The organism is Microcoleus sp. S28C3 (assembly GCF_036700785.1).
Classification (GTDB): domain Bacteria; phylum Cyanobacteriota; class Cyanobacteriia; order Cyanobacteriales; family Microcoleaceae; genus Microcoleus; species Microcoleus asticus.
In genome coordinates, this window is record NZ_JAUBPO010000004.1 from 79,538 (window position 1) to 104,139 (window position 24,602).

At 47.6% G+C, this 24,602-nt stretch carries 18 protein-coding genes and 2 pseudogenes; 11 read left to right on the forward strand and 9 right to left on the reverse strand.

Features of this window, described 5'->3' with window-relative positions; translation table 11 throughout:
- Positions 1-540: 540 nt before the first annotated feature.
- The 7 genes from QUA13_RS02455 to QUA13_RS02485 form a co-directional block, all read right to left on the reverse strand.
- Entirely contained in the window at positions 541-5,196 is a 4,656-nt protein-coding gene (locus QUA13_RS02455; protein WP_333196358.1) for a DUF4347 domain-containing protein, read from the reverse strand.
- A gap of 310 nt (positions 5,197-5,506) precedes the next feature.
- The gene (locus QUA13_RS02460) at positions 5,507-6,289 is read right to left on the reverse strand and encodes a DsbA family protein (protein WP_333196359.1); all 783 of its coding nucleotides are present in this window, start codon (positions 6,287-6,289) and stop codon (positions 5,507-5,509) included.
- A gap of 577 nt (positions 6,290-6,866) precedes the next feature.
- Positions 6,867-7,379: a hypothetical protein gene (locus QUA13_RS02465; protein ID WP_333196361.1), complete on the reverse strand. Its 513-nt coding sequence runs from the start codon at positions 7,377-7,379 to the stop codon at positions 6,867-6,869.
- A 116-nt stretch (positions 7,380-7,495) separates the two neighbouring features.
- Entirely contained in the window at positions 7,496-7,939 is a 444-nt protein-coding gene (locus QUA13_RS02470; protein ID WP_333196362.1) for a hypothetical protein, read from the reverse strand.
- A 77-nt stretch (positions 7,940-8,016) separates the two neighbouring features.
- On the reverse strand, positions 8,017-8,199 hold the full coding sequence (locus tag QUA13_RS02475) for a CsbD family protein (RefSeq protein ID WP_333196364.1): 183 nt from the start codon (positions 8,197-8,199) through the stop codon (positions 8,017-8,019).
- 132 nt (positions 8,200-8,331) lie between these two features.
- Positions 8,332-8,469: a hypothetical protein gene (locus QUA13_RS02480; protein ID WP_333196366.1), complete on the reverse strand. Its 138-nt coding sequence runs from the start codon at positions 8,467-8,469 to the stop codon at positions 8,332-8,334.
- 107 nt (positions 8,470-8,576) lie between these two features.
- Entirely contained in the window at positions 8,577-8,783 is a 207-nt protein-coding gene (locus QUA13_RS02485) for a hypothetical protein (protein WP_333196367.1), read from the reverse strand.
- A 205-nt stretch (positions 8,784-8,988) separates the two neighbouring features.
- Between QUA13_RS02485 and QUA13_RS02490 the strand changes: the two genes are divergently transcribed.
- Together QUA13_RS02490 and urtA are read left to right on the forward strand one after the other, a co-directional pair.
- Complete coding sequence (locus tag QUA13_RS02490) at positions 8,989-9,183, forward strand: hypothetical protein (protein WP_333196369.1); 195 nt, start codon at positions 8,989-8,991, stop codon at positions 9,181-9,183.
- 153 nt (positions 9,184-9,336) lie between these two features.
- Positions 9,337-12,264, forward strand: a complete 2,928-nt coding sequence (gene urtA / locus QUA13_RS02495) for an urea ABC transporter substrate-binding protein (RefSeq protein ID WP_333196372.1) — start codon at positions 9,337-9,339, stop codon at positions 12,262-12,264.
- Positions 12,265-12,369: 105 nt separating this feature from the next.
- On the opposite strand, the gene QUA13_RS02500 is transcribed toward urtA, so the two are convergent.
- A complete protein-coding gene (locus QUA13_RS02500) occupies positions 12,370-12,852 on the reverse strand; it encodes a hypothetical protein (RefSeq protein WP_333196374.1) in 483 nt (160 codons plus the stop codon).
- 179 nt (positions 12,853-13,031) lie between these two features.
- On the opposite strand from QUA13_RS02500, the gene uvrB reads away from it, so the two are divergent.
- From uvrB to QUA13_RS02525, 5 genes and pseudogenes are all read left to right on the forward strand, one after another.
- A complete protein-coding gene (gene uvrB / locus QUA13_RS02505) occupies positions 13,032-15,044 on the forward strand; it encodes an excinuclease ABC subunit UvrB (RefSeq protein WP_333196377.1) in 2,013 nt (670 codons plus the stop codon).
- Positions 15,045-15,234: 190 nt separating this feature from the next.
- Positions 15,235-16,312, forward strand: a pseudogene (locus QUA13_RS02510) (ISKra4 family transposase).
- Between the two features lie 38 nt (positions 16,313-16,350).
- A pseudogene (locus tag QUA13_RS02515) lies at positions 16,351-16,449 on the forward strand (transposase); the annotation flags it as partial.
- Positions 16,450-16,716: 267 nt separating this feature from the next.
- Positions 16,717-17,262, forward strand: a complete 546-nt coding sequence (locus QUA13_RS02520) for a transposase (RefSeq protein ID WP_333196379.1) — start codon at positions 16,717-16,719, stop codon at positions 17,260-17,262.
- Positions 17,263-17,636: 374 nt separating this feature from the next.
- Positions 17,637-18,920, forward strand: a complete 1,284-nt coding sequence (locus QUA13_RS02525) for a serine protease (RefSeq protein WP_333196380.1) — start codon at positions 17,637-17,639, stop codon at positions 18,918-18,920.
- A 75-nt stretch (positions 18,921-18,995) separates the two neighbouring features.
- On the opposite strand, the gene QUA13_RS02530 is transcribed toward QUA13_RS02525, so the two are convergent.
- Positions 18,996-20,141, reverse strand: coding sequence for a COP23 domain-containing protein (locus QUA13_RS02530; RefSeq protein WP_333196382.1), 1,146 nt, complete (start codon positions 20,139-20,141; stop codon positions 18,996-18,998).
- A gap of 253 nt (positions 20,142-20,394) precedes the next feature.
- Here QUA13_RS02530 and QUA13_RS02535 point away from each other — a divergent pair, with 253 nt between their 5' ends.
- The 4 genes from QUA13_RS02535 to QUA13_RS02550 form a co-directional block, all read left to right on the forward strand.
- Positions 20,395-22,614, forward strand: a complete 2,220-nt coding sequence (locus tag QUA13_RS02535) for a tetratricopeptide repeat protein (RefSeq protein ID WP_333196383.1) — start codon at positions 20,395-20,397, stop codon at positions 22,612-22,614.
- 10 nt (positions 22,615-22,624) lie between these two features.
- Complete coding sequence (locus QUA13_RS02540) at positions 22,625-22,750, forward strand: hypothetical protein (protein WP_333196384.1); 126 nt, start codon at positions 22,625-22,627, stop codon at positions 22,748-22,750.
- A gap of 54 nt (positions 22,751-22,804) precedes the next feature.
- Positions 22,805-24,007: an SDR family oxidoreductase gene (locus QUA13_RS02545; RefSeq protein ID WP_333196386.1), complete on the forward strand. Its 1,203-nt coding sequence runs from the start codon at positions 22,805-22,807 to the stop codon at positions 24,005-24,007.
- A gap of 307 nt (positions 24,008-24,314) precedes the next feature.
- On the forward strand, positions 24,315-24,602 hold a 288-nt coding region (locus tag QUA13_RS02550; RefSeq protein ID WP_333196387.1), incomplete at its 3' end, for a hypothetical protein.

A 24,602-nucleotide genomic window follows, 5' to 3' on the forward strand; every position in this document is an offset into this window, starting at 1 on the left:
AGCGATTTCTTTTGGGTTTCAGCGCTTGATTTTATTTTATTTTATTTTATTTTGTTTTGTTTGCTTTGGATAAAGATTAGAAAGGGAAGCGGGAACGATCGATCGAGAAAAACAGCAGATTCCAGTAGGTATCGATCTGTCCTATTAAATAATGGCTTAGAGAACAGGAATTATGCAAAAAAATCGGTTTTTGGGAAAAATCGTCGCTTTTTTCGAGAAATATTGACGCATAAACCTGGTTTTTGGGTTCTCTAGAGCGTGTTTTCTTGCGTCTTAGAACCCCCCAGTACCCCTTAAAAAGAGGGGAGCAAGAGGGTCAAATTCCCCTTTTTGGAGCTCATAGCGAGCTGGGAAAATGTATCCTGTGTTACAGGGTAATGGTAATAGGTAATAGGTAATTGGCTCCAAATGACTAACCCATTACCCATTACCTATTACCAGTTCTTAGATCGAGTTATCACCATAGATCCGGGAGAGCCGATTTTTTGTATACGATCGAGCAAAAGGACACGGCATTTCCGTGTCCCCAGGGGTATCGATTTAGACCGCTACAAAATCTGCAACATTAATCAGCCCTGTTGACACATTGCTGAGAGTTGCTAACAGTTGACCGGAACTGGTAACTCGGAGCAAAGTAGAATTATTTTCTACAGTAATGCTCAGTTGCGAGAAACTTAAACCGCCTGTCAAGCCGATCGCATCGCGACCATCTTGAAAGTCTAAAATAGTCTCGCGACCGCTGTCGATACCTAAGATAAATCGATCGTCCCCAGTACCTCCAATCAAAGTATCATTCCCCTCATCTCCAAATAACCAATCGTCCCCAGCACTACCCAGTAAACTGTCTTCATCCTTGCCGCCATAAAGAGTATCGTTTCCAGCATCACCGTTAACGGTATCCTGACCTTCATTGCCAAACAACAAATCGTTGCCCAAATCACCGCATATCTGGTCTTGAGCGCCAGCGGAGCCGATCGCCAGAGGGCTGCCAATATCCCCGTACATAGTATCTTCTCCGTCGCCACCACAGAGAGTATCGCTGCCCTCATCCCCAAACAGCAGGTCGTTGCCCAAGTCTCCTAGGGCCAAATCATCACCCTTGCCACCACGCACTGTATCGTTTCCATTACCGCCAGAAAGGGAATCTTCGGCTTCTTGCCCGTTCAGGTAATCATCGCCACTGAGGCCAAATAGCAAATCGCGACCTGTAGAATCGATGTCTAAAGGGTTAAGAGTACCACCGTATAATGTGTCGTTACCCTCATCGCCAATTAAAGTATCGCTCTGTTTGTCTCCAAAAATTATGTCGTTATCTTTGCCACCGTAAGCAACATCTTCGTTCTTCCCCCCAAAAATTAAATCATCTTTAGCACCCCCGTTGAGGTAATCATCGCCCTCATTGCCAAACAGCACGTCGCTATCTTTGGCAGAGGGAAGAATGGTTATATTTCCTAGATCAATGCTGAGGTAAGATCCGCCGTAAATATTGTCATTGCCAGTGAAGCCAACCTCCAAGTCGTTACCATTTAAGCCGTCGATATTGTCATTGGTAATCGAACCCTCCAGAAAGTCGTCGCTTTCTGTACCGTTGGTGGTGCTATTTGTTTGGTTGGGGCCGCGAACAGCAGTCTGGCTGGGAAAGGTTATCTGCTTGCAAATGCAATCTTCGTCTTGAGTTTCTGGCGTTGGTGTGGGAGTTGGCGTCGGAGTCGGAGTCGGAGTCGGAGTTTCCGTTGGAGTCGGAGTTTCCGTTGGAGTCGGAGTTTCCGTTGGTGTGGGAGTTTCCGTTGGAGTCGGAGTCGGAGTCGGAGTCGGAGTTTCCGTTGGAGTCGGAGTCGGAGTTGGAGTCGGAGTCGGAGTTTCCGTTGGAGTTGGAGTCGGAGTCGGAGTCGGAGTCGGAGTTTCCGTTGGAGTCGGAGTCGGAGTTTCCGTTGGAGTCGGAGTCGGAGTCGGAGTTTCCGTTGGAGTCGGAGTCGGAGTCGGAGTCGGAGTTTCCGTTGGAGTTGGAGTCGGAGTCGGAGTCGGAGTTTCCGTTGGAGTTGGAGTCGGAGTCGGAGTCGGAGTTTCCGTTGGAGTTTCCGTTGGAGTCGGAGTCGGAGTTTCCGTTGGAGTTGGAGTCGGAGTCGGAGTCGGAGTTTCCGTTGGAGTTGGAGTCGGAATCGGAGTCGGAGTTTCCGTTGGAGTTGGAGTCGGAGTCGGAGTCGGAGTTTCCGTTGGAGTTGGAGTTGGAGTCGGAGTCGGCGTCGGCGTCGGTGGAGTCGGCGTCGGTGTCGGAGTTGGCGTCGGTGTCGGAGTTGGTGACTCCAAGTCGTCATTTGCGATCGTACCTATGCCCGTCGCTTTAGTAATAGTCGCATTGACAGCGGTGCTGAGGTTGACGTTAAATGTTTCGTCAGTTTCAAACTTAGAATCGCCGTTGACAGCAACAGTAATGGTTTTTGTCGTTTCCCCGGCATTGAAGGTGACGCTGCCTGTGGCCGCCGTGTAATCGCTATCAGCAGTGTTAGCAGTACCGTCGTCTGAGGTGGCGTAATTAACGGTGACGGGCAAGCTAGAAGCTGCTGAGAGAGTGGCGGTAAAAATGGCGCTAGCAGTACCCGTATTGCCCTCGGTAACAACTACATTATCGATCGAGATACTAGGAATATCATCATTGGCGATCGTAACAGTGGCGGTGCTGGTGATGACAGTCGAACTTTCCGGCGCTGCGGTCGGATTTGGGTTGCTGAGGGTGACGGTAATTGTCTCGTCAGGTTCAACTTCAGTTTCGCCCAAGACATCGACAGCAATAGTTTTAGTTGTTTCGTTGGCGGCAAAGGCGATCGTCCCTGTGGCGGTAGTAGCCCCGGCAGCATTGATATTATTGTAGTCTGGGCCGTTGATCGCGGTACCAGCGATCGCATAATTTACTGTACTCGCTACCCCCGTGCCGCCGCTGCGAGTGACGGTGAAAGTGACGGGTTGAGTGCCGGAGTTGCCTTCTGTTAAGGAACCTGTGGCTGGATTTGTGAGTGCGATCGCATAAGCAATCGAGTCATTCGCAGGAATAGTAACGGTAGCGTTAGTGTTGACAGCATCAATCGTGTAATTATTGCCAGCAGCCAAATTCAGGCGCAGCGGTTCTGCCAGTTCAGGAATGGTATCGTCAACAGCAGTGAGGGTGACATCAACAAAAGCTTGTCCGTTGGGAATCGTCACCGTCACGTTAGAAGCCGCAACCGCTACGCTGCCACCCGCAAGGCTGTAATCAGCGGGGACAGCGGTACTGCTGTTATCAATAGCGAGATTAACTGTCAGGTTGCCTAATGTGCTACCAGTGCGGCTAATGCGAAAAGTACCTGCGCTTCCACCTTCAATAGGTGTATTGGTTGGGGCTGCAATGCTGACGGTTTGCTGTACTTCAAAAGCGCCGATGTCAACAGCAATGCCAGAAGGCCGAGTTAAGCCACGCTGATCCGTAGCAGGTGCGATCGCACTGTTACTCGCATCGATCGCGGGACTACCTGCATTCAGTGCGTGCGTCTGCGTAAGGCCGCCGTTATTTGCCAGTGGTGCTAGATTCGGATTGATGGGAGTGCCAGCAGTGCCTACTAGATCGCCATTAACACCGTTTGTGAAGCCAGCACCAGTACCGTTGCCAATTAAGTTATTGCCCTCACTTGTAAATGTGCCGTCTACATCGGGGTTTAACGGAGCCGTATTCCCAGCAATGATGGTGTTCCGGACGTTTGCCGTCAAGGTATTGAAGATGCCCCCGCCTTGGTTTGTGGCACTATTGAGAGTAAGAGTGCTACTTCTCAGATCCAGCGTACCGCCATTTCTGATCGCGCCAAAGTTAGTTGCCGTGTTCGCAGAAAACGTACTGTTGGTAATGGTTGCCGCGCCGCTGTTGACAATGCCGCCGCCGTTTTGTGCGGCTTGGTTGCCATTGAACGTGCTGCTGGTGACACTTAATGGCTGGGCATCGTTTCTGATAGCACCGCCATCAGCCGCCGAAATATTGTTAGTGAAAGTGCTGTCAGCAATGCTTAACAGTTCGCTCCCGCCTCTGTGGTAAATCGCGCCGCCACCGTCGGTGTTTTGGGAACTATTGCCAGTAAACGTGCTGCCAGTAATGTTTACCGAACCGGTATCGATCAAGATGGCACCGCCCCCTTGGCTAGTTGCCGTCGCTGTATTTTCGGTGAAAGTGCTGTTAACAATGGTGACAATACCGCCACCCTGCCTGATCGCGCCGCCGCCGAAACCGTTGACTGTATTGGCAGTAAAAGTGGAACTCGTGATTGTTACAGTACCGCCGTTATTGAACAGGGCACCGCCTCCTCCAGCGGTGTTGCCTGAGAAGGTAACGTTGGTGAGGTTCAGGGTGACACCTAAGCCGTTAAGAATGCCGCCAGTGCCGTTAGCAAAGGTGAGGTTAGAGATGCTAACAGGGCCGGTATTAGTGTTAAGTATCTGTACTAAGCTGTTGCCGCTAACTGTCAAGTTAGCTGCAACAGGGCCGTTCAGACTGACGCTTTCATTAATAGTTGGCAGTGTTGCAGCTAGGGTAATTGTGCCAGTAATGCCAGTCAGGTCAATAGTATCTACGCCTGGAGTAGCATTGGCTTGGGTAATCGCATCTCGCAGCGAGCCTAAGCCGGAGTCGTTGGTGCTGGTGACTCCAAAAAAAGCTAAAACGCGATCGTAATTTGCGATCGCCTCTTGGGTGAATGCCAAAGGTGTCTCAATCGAACCAATTGTTACTTCTAAATCCCAGTCACCGCCTAATGCAGCACTTCCTGTCAGGTTTTTGGAAGCAGCGATGTCTGCACCTGTGAGTTGATTGAGGCGTTGCAAAAACGATCGTCCCGCTATCGGTGGGGCGATTTCTGCCGCCACGTTGCAACCGTACAGGAGGATATCGGCGTTAGGGGCTAAAGCTTTTTTCCACTGCTGAAGTCGATCGCCATATTCGTCTAGGTTGTCAGAATTTAGCTGAATTGACCCCAGTTGCAAATTTCCAGGCCCGCCGTGAGAAACAATGTGAACGGCGGAAATATCCGTGTAGCTAGCTAATAACTCTGTAATTTGCTCGACTCCATCCCCCGCCCGATCGAGTATAAATATCTCTTTCCTTGGTTCGGCGCTTGGTGCAAGGCTTTGATAATCTTCAACCGTTGGGTCAATGACAACTATTTGCGTAATTTTTTGCATGATAAATTTTCCTCGTAGATGCAAGGGAAATGGAGCTTAAAAGCGGCGATCCTCTTGCCAAAAGAATTCAAATTAGTATTGACTAATAATTATTTGAATCCACTAGCTAGGTTTGGGAAAGCTGGTAAAAGGCAAGATATAATGCTTAAGTCATAAGCAGCTTAGAGTCTTACTAAGACAACACCTAGAGCAAATTTGTTCCCAAGCGTAAAAATTAGTCAGTAAATATAGCGATCGACTCGATCGCGCATTCGATCCCCGACTTCTTTAAGAAATCGGGGATCTGTTGTGTTTATTCAGGTGGGCTTACTTATTTGGAGATACTAGCGAGAATGCTTTCCATCTCAGAAAGCTCGACCGCCCCGGAGAAAGTTTGACCGTTCATAATAAAGAAGGGAGTCCCTTGAATGCCTAGTTGTTGAGCGAGTTGCACGTCTTTGGCAATGGCGGCTTCGGCAGCGGGGCTGTTGCGATCGGTGTTGAATTTATCTAATTTTAGATTGAGCTTTTGGGCGATCGATGCGTAAAATGGCTCGCCTAACTCTTTCTGCCCTTCAAACAAAGCGCTGTAGTATTCCCAGAATTTGCCCTGCTGTTGGGCTGCCCAAGCTGCTTTAGCTGCTGGCAGCGCTTGAGGGTGAATTGAAGTCAAGGGAAAATGCTTGTAAGCTAAAGTAACTTTGTCCTGGTGTTTTGCCATAAACTGCTTGACAGTATCGTGAGCGCGCGCGCAAAACGGACATTGAAAGTCTGAGAATTCTAAAAGTACAATCTGCTGCGAAGCTGATCCCGTGCTGGGAGCATCCCCGATCGCAGATTTGGGATTAGTTTTCATCTCCTGCAAAAATGATTCCTGCGCTGCTTTGAGAGACTGCTGCTGCTGTTGCTGGTACGCTTGTACCGAATCTAAAATTACTTGCGGGTTTTCGCGGATAATCTGCAAGACTTGCTCTTTCAACTTGGGATCGACTGAATTTCCAGCCGCTGACTGCGCGGGGGAACAACCGATAAATACCAGGCAAGCTGCCAGGAGTGCAGCAAAGCAGAAGGCTTGCTGGCTGCGGAGTTTTCGCCAAATAGTGGATAGGTTCATCTTTTATTTCTCATTCACGGCAACACTTAATCCTACATTTAATTTTGCGGAGTGTCAGGTGTACCGCTGTTGACTGCTGTGCACCTATTTTTAGCTGTGACCAATAATTAGTCATTGGCAATCGGTAATTCGTAGTCGGTAATTGGCAATGGATGTTAATCACCCGAACAGCTAAAAACCAAATAATTAAGATTTAAATTTTCGGGATTTATTATAATATTATGTCCCCGGGAACCACCGCAATCAAACAGGTTTGTAATGAGGACTTGAGTCCTCCAACCGCCAGTCGATTTTAGATTTTAGATTTTAGATTTTAGATTTAAAAATCGACTCCACAGATGAATCTGGGAGCTGGAAACTAGGTGTAAAAATTTTCGTAAAATTTTTCGCTTGTCAACAGTCAACAATCAACAGTCAACAGTCAACAGAATCTTATCAGGACTCAAGCCCTCACTAGAAATGCGATCGCGGTTATTTTACAGGACTAGATATAAAAAATAAAAGGACGATCGCCCGGGCGGTCGTCCTTTTATTTGCTGCACGTAGTATCAGCTTTGAAGCTTGTGTGAATCCGAGACTATTTGCGGTTGTTGAGCCATTTAGCAGCAACTATTCCCAAAATACCCGCCACAATTGGATTTCCCAAAAACTTCATCAAACTCGGCTGTTCTGCCAGCACTTCTCGGAAAATATCCGGGTGATTGTGATAGGTAAACGAGGCAAGCTTGGTAACATCGTCAGCATTCATGCGGCTGGCGTGGTGAGTAGAAAGTCCTAGCTGCTTTTCCAAGGTGCGATCGTCCAATCCTCTCTTGCCCAAATGCTTGAAGAATTCCCGCGCCACGTCGTCGAGTTCGTTTGGCTTAATTTGGGCGATCGCCTTTTGCAATTCCGGTTCCAACTGAGCCGGCGGGAGGGAGTCGTGATTCAGAGAACGCCCGAATAATTGTTTGCGCTGATCGGGCGAAGTTCTCTGAGCAAAATCGTCAAAATTTTCGTACTCTTCACCGGTTGTCTCCGGCATCGTTTCTCGATCTCCCTGGGCCAAATCTTTCATGATTTGACTCTTGTAATTATCGCTGCTACTCATGGTAAATCTTTTCCTCTCTAGACAACACTTTTGTCTTTATTTGAGATTCTTTCGCCTTCAAAAAACTGCGGAATATTAAACCGTCGCGCGGCTTTTATTTAAGCTTTCTAACCAGGTCAAGACTTGTATTCAATTTGATTTGATTGCTGGTCGTACTTAGCCGTCAAAATCAGTTTTTTGTCAGGAGCGTAAACCAAAACACTTACATCCTGATTTGGGAAATTGCGGTGAAAACCTTGTGCTAAAGATTTGGCCAAATCTTTCACTTCAGTAGGGCGGACTTGGGAGGTAATTACCACTCCCAATTTGTTATTGTCGCGCACGTAAGCATCCTGAACCAGACCCTTAGCCGTCTTTGTTACCCATTGACCAAAATCTTGACCGGAAGCGGTATTGCCGCGTTCTAGCTGCGCGTAGTTACCCTGGCTGCCACCAATTGCTACAGGTACATTAGTCGGTTTTTGGGCTGAAACGCTGGGCGCGCAGGCAGTAGTAACAGCCAGCATTAATACCAAGAGTAGGCCCGCAATTATTTTGCGACTCTGCTGCAATAAACTCACCTTTTTTCCTCCATTCCGAAAAGATTGTGAATAATTGAAAGGGTCAGGTTGCTCGACCCTTTCAATTAGTATTAGGCTTAGTCTAGTTTCTTCTTGAGCTCATCTTTTACATCTTCGACCGCGTGACCAGCTTGAGCTTCTGCTTGCTTGGCTTTGCCTTCTGCTTTATCCTTCGGGTCTCCAGTAACATTGCCTAAGGCTTCTTGAGCAGCGCCTTCGATGTTTTTGCCAGTTGCCTTTGCTCTATCTTCAACGCTCATTGGTTTCTCCCTGTCTGTATCTAATCAGACGTTTTTTACTTAATAAACTCATCATAGGTAACTAGGAGCTGCATTGCACTCTACCTCTAGGAAGAAAGAATGAAGAAAAAATGAAGAGGGAAGATAAAAAAGTTATTTTTCCGTCTTGGACAGACTGCCACTTTCATATTTACCAGGTGTTTTTACCGTTTCTGCTGGCTGTAATGAAGTATTTCTGTGAAAAAACTCGTCGATCGTCACCCGTGCGTCCAAGACAATTTTTTTAAACAAAAAAATTAAAATTATAATGTTTTTATTGAATTCTGCTTTGTACCTTCAAAAAGCGAGTGTGGGCAAGACCGCATCTTACCCACACCCTACAAAAATCCCTATGAGTTTTAATCTACCTTGTGAGGACATTCTTCATCTATTTTTTGCTGAAGTTCTTCTTTCAACTGTTCCACAGCGTGCATAGTTTGAGCATCTTTTTGTTTGTGATCGCCGAGGGATTTTTCTGTTTCCTCTGCGAGCAATGTTTCCCTGGATTTTGGTAGCGTTACTTGAGTGGCAGTGTCAGTATGGGTCGCGTTTTCTTCAATATTCATTTGTCTTGACCCTATTGTTGGTAAAATTTATTTTTAACAAGGCTAATTACATTAACCTTATATTTATAATAACGCTAATCGCGAAGCCTTCCCTCTGCCTGAAGATAGATAGGGAATAGATAGTATTTGGTAGTTTTACAGTAAGAAAAATTAGGGAGACTTCCATCTGCCGGAAGAAAGATATAGGAAAGGGATGAGTAGGTGAGTGCGTGAAATTATTGATGAGTCACAAGGCTATCCCCTGAATGAGTTGGGGAGAGGGGAGGGCGGGAGATGGGGAGAATTTTTCTGCGGCGCGCGCCTTAAGTGGCAAATGTTGTTGGATGAGGCTGTTTCGACATCAGTAAAAGATGAAGAGAGAAATATGGGACAGGTTAGTGCAGACTTAAGTCTATGCTGAGAGTTTGACCGTTAAAATCCACCAGGTACAGCAATTCGCAAGTTGTGTGGCGATCGGGTTAAATAATCTGCTAAACAAGAGTTAGCGTCAAGGCTAACTTCCTGCCGGATGGAACTAAAATTTCTGTTATTAGTAAAAATTATCTAAAACCCTATGGGAGCAAGGAGCAGTAACCCCCTCGAAGCAGTCGGCCCGACTCGTGAGCCGATCAAAATAGGCGTTTTGCATTCGCTGACGGGCACGATGTCCATCAGCGAAATTTCTGTTAAAGACGCAACGCTGTTGGCTGTTGAGGAAATTAATGCGGCGGGAGGGGTACTCGGACGCCCATTGGAAGTGGTGATAGAAGATGGAGCCAGCGATTTGCAGACTTTTGCTCAAAAAGCTAAGCAATTGCTCCTAGAAGCGCGGGTGGCGGTGGTATTTGGCTGTTGGACTTCGGCGAGCCGCAAAGCTGTACAGCCGGCTTTCGAGCAGGGCAAAGGATTGCTGTTCTATCCGGTGCAGTATGAAGGGCTAGAACAGTGTCCGAATATTTTCTACACTGGTGCTGCTCCGAACCAACAGATTGTGCCTGGGGTGAATTACTTGCTGGCACAGGGGAAGCGGAAAATTTTTCTGTTGGGTTCGGATTATATCTTTCCCTGGACGGCAAATCTGATTGTGAAAGCTCAACTGGCTGCACTCGGGGGAGAGTTGGCGGGGGAAGTGTATCTGCCGCTGGGTTCTAGGGAAGTGGGCGAGGCGATCGCACATATCTTAGCAGTGAAACCAGATGCTATTCTCAACACTCTCAACGGCGACAGCAATGTGGCTTTTTTCCAAAAGTTGCGGGAAGCTGGCGTGAAACCTGAGGATTTGCCGGTGATGTCGGTCAGCGTAGCAGAAGAGGAAGTGCGGGCGATCGGGCCGTCCAATATTGCCGGACATTTGGTGGTTTGGAACTATTTTCAAACGGTGGATACACCGGAAAATCGTAAATTTGTCAAGGCTTATAAAGCCCGATACGGGGAAAATCGAGTCACGGATGACCCGATCGAAGCAGCTTATTTCGGCGTTTACCTGTGGAAGCAAGCAGTAGAAAAAGCTGGTTCGACAAATGTGGTTAAAGTCAGGGCGGCTGCTAAAAATATGGAGTTTGCAGCGCCTTCGGGCAAGATAAAAATAGATGCCCAAACGCAACATACCTGGAAAACAGTGCGGATTGGTCAGGTGAGGTTGGACGGTCAAATTGAAGAGATTTGGAATTCGGGCCTACCGGTGCAGCCAGATCCTTTTCTCAAGGGCTATCCTTGGGCGGCGGCACTGGCTCCGAAGCAGATTTCTTTGGGAACTCGGGCTTCTTTGAGCGGGCTGTTTGTCATCTTGGTACTGATAACTTGGATGGCGGTGGGAGTCGGGTGGATGGGTTCTGTGGAGATGAAGAACTATTTGCTGACAATAGAGGCTGCCTCAGCTCCGGCGGCGGGGGTTCCTGAGGCAGCAATGGCGGTGCTGGTGCAGCAAACTCTGGCTTTGGTGAGCCACACTCAGCACTGGCTGCTGGGGGCTTTGGTTTTGAGTTCGATCGCGGGGATAGTGGGTTTTGTGTCGGTGTCGGCAATTATTCGGAATCTCGGCTTGCTGCGGCAAACTGCTGAACAGATGGCGAGCGGTGATTTGACGGCTCGATCGCCAGTTGTTTCTAATGACGCGATCGGGGTGCTATCTTCTACTCTCAATACAATGGCTCAGCAAATTAGCAATTTGCTCAACGGTTTGGAACTGCGGCAGCGGCAGCTAGAGGAACGATCGCGCGAATTGGAAGTCGCTAAGAATGCTGCAGAAGCTGCCAACCGGGCGAAAAGCACATTTTTAGCAAATATGACTCACGAGTTGCGGACGCCATTGAATGCGATTATCGGCTACAGCGAGCTGCTGCAAGAAGAGGCTCTGGAACTCGGCGAAGAAGAGTTTGTGATGGATTTGGCAAGCATTAATATGGCAGGCAAGCAGTTGCTCAGCATTATTAGTGACATTCTGGATATTTCTAAAATTGAAGCAGGAAAGATGACTCTTTTCTTGGAGACTTTTGAGGTGTTGAATTTGATCGAGCAGGTTGTGACTACTGTTCAACCCCTGCTAGGGAAAAATGGCAACACTTTGATCGTCAATTGCGATCCCAATATTGGCACGATCTACTCCGATTCGTCGAAGCTGCGGCAAGCGCTGTTGAATTTGGTGAGCAATGCTGCTAAGTTTACCGATCGAGGCAAAATTACTATTAATGTTTGGAAGGAAAAAGAGGAAGTTTTGCCGATCGACAATTCCGAAGAACTCTCGCCAGATCCTTCTCAGTGTCAAAAGCCTTCGATCGTGTTTCAAGTCAGCGATACCGGCATTGGCATGACTGAGGATCAGGTGTCGAGGCTGTTCGGAGCTTTCACCCAAGCGGACGATTCTACTACCCGCAGATACGGCGGCACCGGTTTGGGGCTGACAATTAGCCGCAAGTTTTGCCAGATGATGGGCGGGGACATTACGCTTGAGACCGAGTTTGGTTGCGGTTCTACTTTTACGATCGGGTTGCCGGTTGTGGTAAAAAGCCAGCAAGAAGCGTCGCCCGATCGAGAAATCGCAGAAATGGAGGCCGTGTCTTCCCAAGAGTTAGAGACGAGTGCAGCGGGGACAGAAGCCAAGCAAAAAGAAGTGCGATCGCCAGCGCTGGAGCTGCCCGATGCTGCTACTGTCCTAGTGATTGACGACGATCCGGACGCGCGGGATTTGATGACCCGCTGCTTGTCGAAAGAGGGATTTCGGGTGCGATCGTCGGCTAGCGGCCAAGGGGGGCTTCTGTTGGCTAAGGAGTTGTTGCCGGACGCGATTATTCTGGACGTGATGATGCCGAGTATGGACGGCTGGGCGGTGCTGTCGGCGTTGAAAGGCGATCCGGATTTGGCTGATATTCCGGTGATTATGATAACTTTTTTGGACGACAAAAATCAGGGTTTGGAATTGGGAGCGGCGGAATATTTGGAGAAGCCTTTAGATTACAAGCGCTTTGCTGCTTTATTAAGCAAATATCAGGGTGTGGGGAAGTAGTTAGTTGACTGTTGACTGTTGACTGTTGGCAGTGGTTATTAGTTATTAGTTATTGGTAGCAGATAATAACTAACAACTAACAACTAACAACTAACAACTGACTAATTAATCTAAGAAGCCCATTAATGCCGAGCTATCGTCAATTTCGTTTGAGGCAATAGGGCGGTTTCCTCCCATTGTGGAGTAAACTTCATCAATGTGCAGAGTGCTGATGCCAATAGGGCGGGCACCGGACATACTGAACATTTCGCTGACTTGCATGGCGCTGGAACCGATCGGGCGATTGCCGAGTGTAGCAACCACTTCAAAGTCGCTGGATTCGACCGGGCGATTGCCTACAGTACCGTAGGTTTCGCTGAGGTGCAGGGTGCTAGTGCCGATCGGGCGGTTCCCCGAAATCGAGACGGTCTCGCTGATGGTAAAATCGTCTGGGCCGACGGGACGGTTGTCATGCATGAGTTGCGGCCGATAAAGTTGAATTCCTGTTGCTTTGGCATCCGTGGGTTCTGTCGCTTGGCTTTTGGAACCGCCTTTGCCGCGGCGGACGATCGCTTTGCCTTTGCCTGTACCTGTACTGCTCGTATCCATAATTCTTTTCCTCGCTTATTGCTGTTGATTGCTGGGTTCGGACAACTGCTTTTGTGGGCTTTCTGCTTTCTATTTCGGCCGATGATTAAAATAATATTACAAAGTCTAACTATTTTCTGAACGAATTGCAGTATCTCTGCATTTTTGTTAAAATTTATGGGTAATAGCTACATTTTCCTATGGTAACTGCGGCAGCATCTTTTCAATTGCAAGCGCCCTTCCAGCCCACAGGCGACCAACCGCTAGCGATCGAGCAACTTGTCAAAGGCATCGAAGCGGGCGATCGATTTCAAACCTTACTCGGTGCCACAGGTACGGGCAAAACCTTCTCCATTGCCTCGGTGATTGAAAAAATTGGCAGACCCACCTTAGTCCTAGCACACAATAAAACCCTGGCAGCTCAACTGTGCAACGAACTGCGAAATTTTTTCCCGAACAATGCAGTCGAATACTTTGTCAGTTATTACGACTACTACCAACCTGAAGCATACATTGCTGTCACCGATACTTTCATTGAGAAAACGGCAGCAATTAACGACGAGATAGATATGCTGCGGCACTCCGCCACGCGATCGCTCTTTGAACGCCGCGACGTAATTGTAGTTGCTTCAATTAGCTGCATCTACGGTTTGGGAATGCCTGCTGAATACCTGAAAGCTGCTATTCCTTTGCAAGTAGGAATGGAAGTCAACCAGCGGCAAGTTTTGCGCGATTTAGTCAACGTCCAATACACCCGCAACGATATAGATTTAGGCAGAGGCAAATTTCGCGTCAAAGGTGATGTTTTGGAAATTGGCCCCGCTTACGAAGATAGAATTATTCGCGTCGAATTCTTCGGCGACGAAATCGATGCCATTCGCTACGTTGACCCCGTAACAGGTAAAATCCTGCAAAGTACAACCGCTTTAAATATTTATCCAGCCCGCCACTTTGTCACGGCAGAAGATAAATTAGAGGCAGCCTGCCAAGGAATAGAACTCGAATTAGAAGACCGACTGGCAGAATTTGAAAAAGACGGTAAACTATTAGAAGCTCAGCGGTTGGAACAGCGCACGCGCTACGATTTAGAAATGCTGCGCGAGGTAGGTTACTGCAACGGAGTCGAGAATTATTCGCGGCATTTAGCAGGGAGAAATGCTGGAGAACCGCCAGAATGTTTAATTGATTATTTTCCGAAAGATTGGATGTTGGTGATAGATGAATCTCACGTGACAGTGCCGCAAATTCGGGGGATGTACAACGGCGACCAAGCGCGGAAAAAAGTATTGATCGAACACGGTTTCCGCTTGCCCAGCGCGGCAGATAACCGCCCTTTAAAAGCAGAGGAATTCTGGGCAAAAGAAAATCAGTGCATCTTTGTTTCTGCTACGCCTGGGGATTGGGAAATGGAAATATCTGAAGGCAGAGTTGCAGAGCAAGTAATTCGCCCTACCGGAGTAGTAGATCCGACAATTTTTGTGCGTCCGACGGAAGGACAAATTGACGATTTGTTGGGCGAAATTAAGGAGAGAGTGAGTCGGGACGAGCGAGTTTTGGTGACGACTTTAACCAAGCGGATGGCGGAGGATTTAACCGAATATTTGCAGGAAAGGGCGATTAGAGTTCGGTATTTGCACTCGGAAATTCAGTCTATTCAACGCATCGAAATTATCCAAGATTTGCAGGATGGTAAGTTTGATGTATTGATTGGTGTTAACTTGCTGCGGGAAGGTTTGGATTTGCCGGAAGTTTCGCTGGTGGTAATTTTGGATGCGGATAAAGAGGGGTTTTTGCGCTCGGGACGTTCCTTGATTCAAACGATTGGAAGGGCGGCGCGACACGTTCAGGGACAGGCTATTTTGTACGCGGATAATTTGACGGATAGTATGGTTAAGGCGATCGACGAAACGGATCGCCGCCGGGGGATTCAGCTAGCGTACAATAAGATGCACGGGATTACGCCGCAGCCGATCGCGAAAAAGCGATCGAGTAATGCGATTTTGGCCTTTTTGGACGTGTCGCGCAAGCTGAATTCTCAGCAGTTGGAGGAGGTTTACGAACAGGTAAACGAGTTATCTTTGGATGAGATTCCTCAGTTAATCGGGCGGTTGGAAGCGCAGATGAAGGCGGCGGCTAAGAAGTTGGAGTTTGAGGAGGCGGGTAAATTGCGCGATCGGATTAAGCATTTGCGGGATAAGCTATTGGGACAATAAGGAAGAGTGGGAGGATATGATGTTCGATCGCATTACCTTCGATCCGAAACAACGGAGGACACGGCAGGGGAGCGTGTCACTTATGTTATGAGTATAAATACTGATAAAGACTACAATCACTTTTTTACCTATCATCAGTAAAATAGGCGATAATTACGAGCTCTTCCCACTTCCAACTTGAGATAGAATCATGACACCCGAACAACAACAGGCGATTAAAACACATCTAGATGCTATTTCTGCCATCCTTTATGCTGATTCTAATCCTGATACCTTCCAGACATTAGAAGATATTGAACTTGCAGTCAGAGACCAAGTTTTGACTCATGTGAGACCGCATATCGGCTTTTTTTTATCTGCTCAGCTACCGGTACAAAAGCCGGAAGAATCAAGACATTAAAAAGCACTCTCGGTAATTTAAGTATCACCCAGAAGCAAGCAGATAGACGCTTGCCTAGGTAGCCGTAGTCGGTTGAGTCCACATTTAGAAAACTGTTGCTTAAGACTGAGTGCCAATGTCTCTTATCAGCATGCAGCCCTAGATATTAAGTATCTAACGGGAGTGACTGTTCCGTCTAAAACACAACAGAGATTAGTACATTATCAAGACTTCCACTAGCCCATCGCCAGATCAGATATTTTGGAGCTAAGTGCAGATGGTGGAAAAGTACGACTCAGGAGACCTCAAGGAGAAAAGTCTGAATGGAAAGATTATAAAGCAATTGTGTCGGAAGCTGGTATGGTGGCTAGTTTCAATAAAAATGATATCATCATTAATTGGGCAAATAAACAACCGCTAGCAAAACCTATAACTTGCTTGGGCGATGGACATGATGGAGTGTGGAATATATTTAAGGAAATCAGTTGTGAACAGAACAGAAGAGAAATTCTCGATTGGTATCATCTGAATCAAAATCTTCAGAAAGTAGGTGGTTCAATGAAGAGACTTAAGCAAGCAGAAGCATATTTGTGGAAAGGGAACGTAGAGAGCGCGGCAGCTCTATTTAGAAAGCTCAAGAAAAAATCAGCAGTGAATTTTTGCAAATATCTAGAAAAGCACAAACAAAGGATTATCAACTATGAAGTTTTCTCTATTGATGGCATCTGTTCAATTGGTTGGCTGAGCGGTAGAATCAGGGATTAAGCAAATAGCCAGACGAATTAAAATATCAGGAGCTAGTTGGAAATCAGAACATGTGGGGCAAGTATTAGCTCCGAGTTGTGCTTACTTGAACGGGTTAATTGGAAATCAGGGGGAAACTTCATAAGTATAATTACTCACTGCAAAAGTGACATGCTCCCAATGATTGATGCTGTAGGTGCAAGTATTATTAATTTATCCCCATACTCCCCAGATTTTAACCCCATAGAGCTTTGGTGGTCGCAACTAAAATCTTTTTTGCGTATGTTCACTCCAACTACCACGTCCACGATCGATCAAATAATTGCAGTTGCTCTCAACTTAATCAATCCTCAACATCTCAGAAATTGGGAAAGCTAATTGTTGTTATTGTACTTCTTAACAGCGGGAACCGCTGTAGCAATCGGCTTGGGCTACAGCACAATTGCCTGGATACCCGAAGCGCAAGGGAGTTGGGCTTTACCTTAAGACACGAACGAATCACCAGGAAAGGATACACCCATCAGTAAAGCGGCATGGCAGTTAGAACAAGTGATAGCAGGGTTGCCACAACGACCATTAGTATTATTTGACCGGGAATATGGCTGTGCCAGTTTAGTTTTGCAGACTGCCCATCTCAAAGCCGACAAGTTAATCCGGCTGCGTTCTAATCGCTGTGTATACTCTGCCCCACCAGCTTATTCTGGCCGAGGACGCCCCCGTCGTCACGGGGAGAAATTTCAGCTCAACGACCCCCAGACTTGGTGGGCTGCTGAGGAGATGGTAGAATTAGATGACCCAAAGCTAGGACAATTACAAATTAGAAGGTGGGATAACTTACACTTTCGCTCTAGTGTCCAACATCCGATGACATTGATCTTGGTAGAGCCAAAGGCTCTCGGTAGTAATTGTCGTCAGGTTAAACCTTTATGGTTAGCATGGATAGGTGAGAATTCTTGTTCTCTCGAAGTAGTCTGGATGGAATATTTGCGCCGTTTTGCCATTGAGCATTGGTATCGCCAGAGCCAAGCAAACATTACATTGGACTCTACCCCATCTAAGTACCAAGCGAACAATGTGACCGTTGGAGCGATTTGAGGCCTCTGTTAACTTGGCAGTTGTGGTTGGCTCAAGATTTAGTTCGAGACTATCACTTGCTGCGGGCAAAAACCTCTGACTAATTTGACTCCAGGACGGGTGGCTCAATCCCTTTTCCCACTTTTGGTCAAGATTGGCACTCCAGCTCAAGCACCAAAACCACAGGGAAAATCCCCTGGTTGGCCGACTGGTCAATCTCGCTCTGGGCGCATTTGCTATCCAGTAGTAAAAAAGGGTCGAGGTCAGTTCCAAAATCATCGAAATTTGACTTCTTAATCACATATATTTGGCTGCCCAATGGATTTTTTATGCCTCAGTTTCTAACTGAGCCAGCTTTTCTTAGTCTAAACTCCAGTTAATGAGGAAATGTGAATATGTTGTCGATCAAACTGATGGTGGGACAACTTTTGGCTGGCCTGGCCATAGGAGTCCAAGCAATGCCTGCTATGGCGGAACTTTCCCCACCGGAAATCAATTCCATCGCCCGACAGACAACGGTACTGATCGCGCCCGGGCTCACCCCGGAGTTGCGCCGGGACTTGGAGGAGAACCGCAATAACCCGTTAGAAAATAGACAAGTCTGGAACCCAGGTTCAGGGGCGATAGTGGCTCGCGAAGGCAATAAATACTACGTTTTAACTGTCGCTCACAACTTTTTCCAGAGGTACTTAGATACTCCAGAGTTCTGGCAGAACTCTGGCGGGACTCCCTTCTACGGTATCCGCACTTGGGACGGTGAAGTTCACAAAGTTGAAGGTGTCAACGACGGCAGGGGTTGCCCCCTTAGAGGGATCGCCGAGGTGCGATCGCTGATCCGATTCGGTTGCCGCGATCGCTTCGTCCCCGATACAGAAACAGTTGATCGCAATGACGGCCAAGATAACGTCAAAGGCATCGACTTAGCCATCATCAGTTTTACTAGCCCCAAAGACTACGCTGTTGCTTCTCTAGGAGATGCCAGCACAGTCAAAATCGGCGATCGGGTTTACATTTCCGGCTGGCCAGATCCCGAACTCGAGCAAGCTCAAGCCGGCCAGAGCGTCCGCCCGGTTTCCCGCAGGCAGAGGCGTTTAGCATGGGGATCTGTGGGGGCGAAACTCTCCCCTGATGCCAGCAATCAAGGCTACAGCATCTTTTACACCGACTGCACTCGCGCTGGGATGAGTGGCGGGCCTGTCTTTGACAAAGACGGCCGTCTTGTCGGCAATCACGGCCTGGGCAGCAGCAACAAGCAATCCTGTGGCAGCGAGGGCAGCGCTAACAGCTTCATGGAATCGAGGGAGCGCCCGGATGCGCCCGGACAGATGCCTGACGCCAACAGCTTGAGGCAGAGGTTTAGCGGTTCGCAGCAAGTCAATCAAGCCCTCGACTTGACCCAGCAGAGCAGACTGCGTTTACCCTTCAACTTGCAGATGCCTACTGCTGAGTTGATTAATAGAGGGTTGGCTGGTCAAGCCGTTCAAGTCCCTTTTGGCAGCAGCGGCCGCCTCGAATTTGACATTGCCGCCGATCGCACTTCAGGCGCATTTGACGATCCCAGCGATGTCATCCCGGACATTTACAAGGAATATTCCTCTTTTTCTGGACTGGGCAGCCGCGTTAGAGACGTACCCTCCGGCGGGTGCGGCACTATTTTGCTAGGAGAACCGTGCCCGTGAGGAAGGTAGCAGAAGGAAACTTAAAACTTCTGCTCTCACCCTTACCTCAAAGCTTCTGGGCCAATCCCTTGCCTGCTACCAAACCAAACCGCCAGCCGGCGAGGGATTGGCCGGGGAAGCCACTGCACCTTCAACCACCGTGTTATTCAGGAATTGCTTGAAGTCAATGTAAACAGCGCTGGGTTCGTCTTGGCTTTCATAGAGGGGGCCGCTCGCGCCAGCGCGGATGTTGAACAAGCGCTGTACCGTTTCCCCAGCATTCGACCCCGGTTTGAGGGTAAATAGTACATTAGCGCCACTACAGGGACGCCCGCTAGCCTGTGCCGCGCACACCACCGCTTGCCCGTTCACGTAACCGCTGGCGATGAAGTTGAGTTGCCCGGAGTTGTAAAAATTCTGGAAGCGGGCAGAAACCTCCTGGCAGCGTCTTTCCGGCGTGAACCCACCCCCGCTGAAATAATCAGAGAACCAGCGGATCACTGGAACTTGCCCTCGTGTCGTAACAGCATAAGTTGTGGGCAAACCGTTAGCGCCAGAAGCGCAAATAAAGCTTGTCCGTTGTACTGGGGGGGGCTGCGCGGCAAGAGTTGGTTCTGGGTCGATCGGCGGGCTGCTGGAAGTAGCGCCCAGGGGAATCAGGCCCGGCGGCAGGAGTACCCTGTTAATCCTGACAATCACCCCATTTTTTGCTAGCAGTGGTAATTCTCTAGCAGTAGCGTCGTTGATAATTACTTGAGTGGCGCTACTGCTAGCACTAACTTTAACTGTCGTGCCGTCTAGGGTTTTCAGTTCTCCACTTAGGAGGTCGCTCTCACTGATTTCGCCAGGAATAACGTGATACCTGATAATTCTTTGCAGCAGTTCTCGGTTTTCTGGCCGCAATAATTTTTCCAACATCCCTGGCGGCAAGGCAGCAAACGCTTCCTCTGTCGGTGCGAGAATGGTAAGCTGATTATTTCCTGACAGCAGGGGGATTAAGCTCGTCTCCCGCAAGACGGCAGAAAAAGTTGTTAGAGAGCGGTTCCTGCTTAGCCCTTCAACTAAGGTTAAGGTAAGAGCATCGTCAGGTGATTCGTAGCGAGCGCCGCGGTTGAAAAAGCGATAATAAGGGTAAAACCGCTGGGAAAATGCTGCTGAGAAAGTCCAGAGTGCGCTCGCCCCTACCAGTCCAACGATAACTGCTAACCTTGCCATCCTACCTGTATGCTTTAACCTATTCATAAATATTTCCTCCTTTTAAATAAAACATTAAACTTTTATAAAGCCTTGCCTGACTATATTTCTTCAAGTCTTCTCAATCACGAGTTGTTCAGTGACAAGTCAAGTTTTTTTTGACAGACTATATCTTATATAATATCTTTAGTAGGTAATAGATGGCAAGGGGTTTAAGACTGATCTTTGCTGCCAAAGTATACCTCTGGCGCTGGGAACTAGATGGTCAAGCTCAAAGAGAAACTCGCTTAGGTCAAAAACGATGCAGGAGACAATACTAGGTGGACGCTACAAAATTATCAGGCGGTTGGGAGGCGGGGGCTTCGGTCAGGCTTATCTGGCTGTTGACACGCAGTTACCGGGAACCCCCCAATGCGTCGTCAAACAGCTCAAGCCTCAAACTGCCGACTTAGCCACAGCGCGGCGCCTATTTGACCGAGAAGCGACAACTCTGCACAAGTTAGGGCAAGGCCACGACCAGATACCGCGCCTGTTTGCCCACTTTGAAGAAAATGAAGAATTTTATCTGGTAGAGGACTATTATGAAGGCGAGACGCTAGGCGAAGAACTCCAGCGTTTGAAGCGTTTCAGGGAACCGCAGGCGATCGCCCTATTGCAAGATATCCTGTCTATTCTTAAGTATGTCCACAGCCACAACGTCATCCACCGAGACATTAAACCGTCGAACATTATCCGGCGTAAGAGAGATGGGAAATTAACCTTGATTGACTTTGGCGTTGTCAAACTGCTCGGCTTTGCCAACCTGTCAGGGCTCCAAACCAACGCTGAAACTGTTGCTGTCAGCACTTATGGCTATACGCCTCCGGAACAACAAAACGGCCATCCCCGCCTGAACAGCGATATCTACGCCTTGGGCGTCACAGCAATTAAAGCTTTGACGGGAAAAGACATAAGGGATTTGCAGATTAATTTGCACAACTGGCGGGAGCAAGTGCAGGTGAGCGACGAGCTGGCAGCGATTTTGGATAAAATGGTGCGCTTGGACTTTCAGCAGCGCTACCAGAGCGTTGAGGAGGTGCTGGCAGACTTAGAGGCGATGGTAGCCGAATTCAACCAGGCCACGCAAGTGCGGGAAACGCAAGTGCGGGAAACCCAGGCGCAGCCAACCCAGGTGCGCGAAACCCAGGCGCGGCCAACAGCACTCCGCCCCGCTCCGACTCCAGCACCTGCGCCGATCGCCCCAACTAAGGGGTTTACTTTTAAACCCTGGCACTTAGTGGCGATCGCAGCTGTCGTTACGGCTGCGTTATTGGGCGGGTGGAAGCTCTACGAACCCAATTTCTACTTGCAACAAGCTAAGCAACAGCTAGATAAGTACCAACCAGAAAAAGCCTTAGACACCTTTCAGAGACTCATTGACAGCAAACCCAATGACCCCCAAGCTTGGAGGGGCAGGGGAGATGCGCTCCTAGCTCTAGGTCGGTATGAAAGAGCCCTCAGTGCCTATGACAAAGCGCTGCAACTGCAGCCGAACGATGCCAAAACATTAAACAAAAAAGGCGAAACGCTTTATGAATTGCAGCGCTACCAAGAAGCACTAGATACTCACGAGCAAGCGCTCAAAGCTGCTGATAACGACCCCGAAGCGTGGTATGGAAAAGGCAGGGCTTTCATTGGCTTGAAGCGTTACGAAGATGCTCTTACTGCCTTTGACAAAGCGCGGGAAATGAAGCCTCAGTCCCCCTCAGTTTGGTACAGCAAAGGTATCGCCTTAGAGTATTTGAATCGGCGGCCAGAAGCGCTCAAAATTTATGAGGAGGCAGTGGCAACTTACGACGAACAGCTTAAAGCGAACCCTAATAATTTGAAAGGCTGGGTCGAACGGGGTTCTGTGCTCAGCAAGCTGGGGCGCTTCAACGATGTACTCGACTCTGCAGAAAAAGCGCTGAAAGCTAACCCCGACTTCTATCCGGCACTGGTACTCAAAGGCAATGCGCTGCGCGTGACAGGGAAGGCAGATGAAGCCCTGCAAGCTTATAACAAAGCCCTGGAAATCCGCCCGGACGATTATTTGACGCTGCACAACCGAGGAACGTTACTAGCAGAAAAAGGAGATTTTATACAAGGGATTAAATCCTTTGATAAAGCCCTAGAAATTCGGTCCAGCTTCTCTCCGGCTTGGGTCGATCGCGGCATAGCTTTCAGCCAAAATAACCAACAAAAAGAAGCAATCGAATCTTTTGACAAAGCGCTCAGCTATGCACCAAAAGATGCTCAAGCGCTAGTTGGTAAGGGAATTTCACTGAGTGCGCTGAACCGAAATGAGGAAGCGCTAGCTGCCTTTGAACGAGCCAAAGAAATCGAGCCAAATGACCCCTTTCTTTGGGCGAACCGAGCTGCTGTTCTAGAGAATTTAAAACGGAATGACGAAGCGCTAAAATCCTATGACGAAGCAATTCGGCTTAAGCCTGACTTTCAAGCGGCGATCGAGGAGCGGCAAAAGTTGCGGCAGAAGTTATGAGGCGAAAAAAGTGACAGGCAATCTTGCAGCTAGCTGCATTCGCCAGGTACGAATTGTGAGAAAATCTGCTGTTGGCGCAGATGGGTATTTCGGCGCGATGGCGAAGGGCCGGCGTAGGCATCGCGCTGATGCTTGATCTAGCCGAATATTTGTTTAGTTAAATCCGTTTTTCAACACGCAGGATAGATAGATGATAGTGGCAATGACAGGGGCGACTGGTTTCCTTGGAAGCAATCTCCTTTTTGAGATTTTTAAGCAAAATTTTACTCAATTAGATCGGTTAAAAATCTTTGCTTTGGGACGAGCTAAAACTGCTGAGCAGTTGGGGGAATCCCTGGAAAAATTGATGGCTAATGATGGCAGGAAATATTTGGGTTTGAGTCAAGAAGAATATGAGCAAAAATTGCAACCTATAGTCAAACAGTGTATCATCCCAATTCCTGCTGATTTAACTCAGGATAATTTGGCTTTATCACTGCATGAATTCAGCAATTTAAAGCAAGCTAAAATAGACTTTTTCTTTCATGTTGCCGCTCTCACAGATTTAAGGTGCGATCGCAGCGTTGAATTTTCATGCTCAGAAATCAACGTTAAGGGTACTCAAAGGGTTTTAGACTTAGTTTCAATCCTAAATCTGAGAGAATTTATTTATATTGGCACAGCATTTAGTTGCGGAATGGAAGTAGGTGAAATCCAACCAGATTCGATCAATCCAAATAATTTATTTCGCAATCCTTATGAATCTTCCAAACTTAAATCGGAATTGTTAGTGAGAGATTTTTTCAGAAATAAAGCAATGAAGTTTAGGGTCTTTAGACCTTCTGTTCTAGCTGGGAGGCTGATCGAGAGACCAATAGGTACTACTAAAAAATTTGACGTTTTTTATAGTATTCCTGCCTTTATTGTTAAAAATAAATATGAAATCGTGAACTCTTTAAATAAGTTATATAGTGAAAGTGTAGAAATGCCCCTGCGAGTGCACCTAAATTATAACAGCGGACTTAATATCGTTCCCGTAGATTATGCAGTGAAAATTATCTATGGCGCTTCTTGCATTCACAGCGATCCCTCAACTTTTTACCACATCGCTAATCTCCAACCAATTCCGCATATAGAATATGGCAAGTGGATGCTAGAGGCGATCGCGGTTAAGGGCTGCATTCCCAGCCCCGAAGAACCAACCAATAAAAACTCATTGGAAAAACTTTACTATAGGACTGTTGGAAGAGTTTTGCAGCCGTATATGCTGTCTGAACCAATGGATTTTAAAACTGACAATTTGAGAAGTTTGGAAAACAAGCTTAATATAGAATGTCCGCCTATCAACAAAGATAACTTTATGAAATTGATGGACTTTGCCAAGCAGCAGTATTTTGGCTTAAATCTCACTTAAGTTTTCAGTGTAAACAGGTATTGACGGGAAGCAAATAATCGGCAAAAGCATTCAGGGAATTGTTATATCAAAATCATTCCGGCTACGCCGGGAATTGAGATCGTTTAGGAATGTTATATTTAGTTACATAATTTCCCAAAAAAGCCCTTGACAATAGGACATATATATATATAATTAAAGAAATTTATCTGCAATAGCTGGCATTTCCGAAGCAATCACATCGTAGTTTAGGTGTAAGTTTAGGTGTAAGTTTAGGTGTAAGTTTAGGTGTAAGTTTAGATGTAAGTTTAGGTGTAAGTGAGGAGTTATGGTGAGAGCAAAGCATTTTTTATTGGCTGTTGGGGTATTTTTGTGGGCTGCACCGGTGGCTGCGTCCGAGGTGGCAATGAGTACAGAAGCGACGCCTGGGGCAACTGCAAGTGGTGATGAAGATATTGTAAAAACAGGGGAAATTGCCACCGCTTCCAGCAGCTATTCAGGGAGGATAACTGCAATTGAAGATGTTTTAATCGACCCGTCCAAGGCTCAAGTAGAACATCAGGAAGTCAGAGAAAGTGGCAGCAGCAACGCTGACGAGTCCTTGACATCTGCGATC

Bases quoted from the DNA above. Each gene is read 5' to 3' on its own strand.
- urtA (WP_333196372.1), top strand. From the start codon at position 9,337: ATGGGAGCAAGGAGCAGTAACCCCCTCGAAGCAGTCGGCCCGACTCGT.
- QUA13_RS02455 (WP_333196358.1), bottom strand. From the start codon at position 5,196: ATGCAAAAAATTACGCAAATAGTTGTCATTGACCCAACGGTTGAAGAT.
- QUA13_RS02460 (WP_333196359.1), bottom strand. From the start codon at position 6,289: ATGAACCTATCCACTATTTGGCGAAAACTCCGCAGCCAGCAAGCCTTC.
- QUA13_RS02525 (WP_333196380.1), top strand. From the start codon at position 17,637: ATGTTGTCGATCAAACTGATGGTGGGACAACTTTTGGCTGGCCTGGCC.
- QUA13_RS02485 (WP_333196367.1), bottom strand. From the start codon at position 8,783: ATGAATATTGAAGAAAACGCGACCCATACTGACACTGCCACTCAAGTA.
- QUA13_RS02545 (WP_333196386.1), top strand. From the start codon at position 22,805: ATGATAGTGGCAATGACAGGGGCGACTGGTTTCCTTGGAAGCAATCTC.
- QUA13_RS02535 (WP_333196383.1), top strand. From the start codon at position 20,395: ATGCAGGAGACAATACTAGGTGGACGCTACAAAATTATCAGGCGGTTG.
- uvrB (WP_333196377.1), top strand. From the start codon at position 13,032: ATGGTAACTGCGGCAGCATCTTTTCAATTGCAAGCGCCCTTCCAGCCC.
- QUA13_RS02530 (WP_333196382.1), bottom strand. From the start codon at position 20,141: ATGAATAGGTTAAAGCATACAGGTAGGATGGCAAGGTTAGCAGTTATC.
- QUA13_RS02465 (WP_333196361.1), bottom strand. From the start codon at position 7,379: ATGAGTAGCAGCGATAATTACAAGAGTCAAATCATGAAAGATTTGGCC.
- QUA13_RS02475 (WP_333196364.1), bottom strand. From the start codon at position 8,199: ATGAGCGTTGAAGATAGAGCAAAGGCAACTGGCAAAAACATCGAAGGC.
- QUA13_RS02500 (WP_333196374.1), bottom strand. From the start codon at position 12,852: ATGGATACGAGCAGTACAGGTACAGGCAAAGGCAAAGCGATCGTCCGC.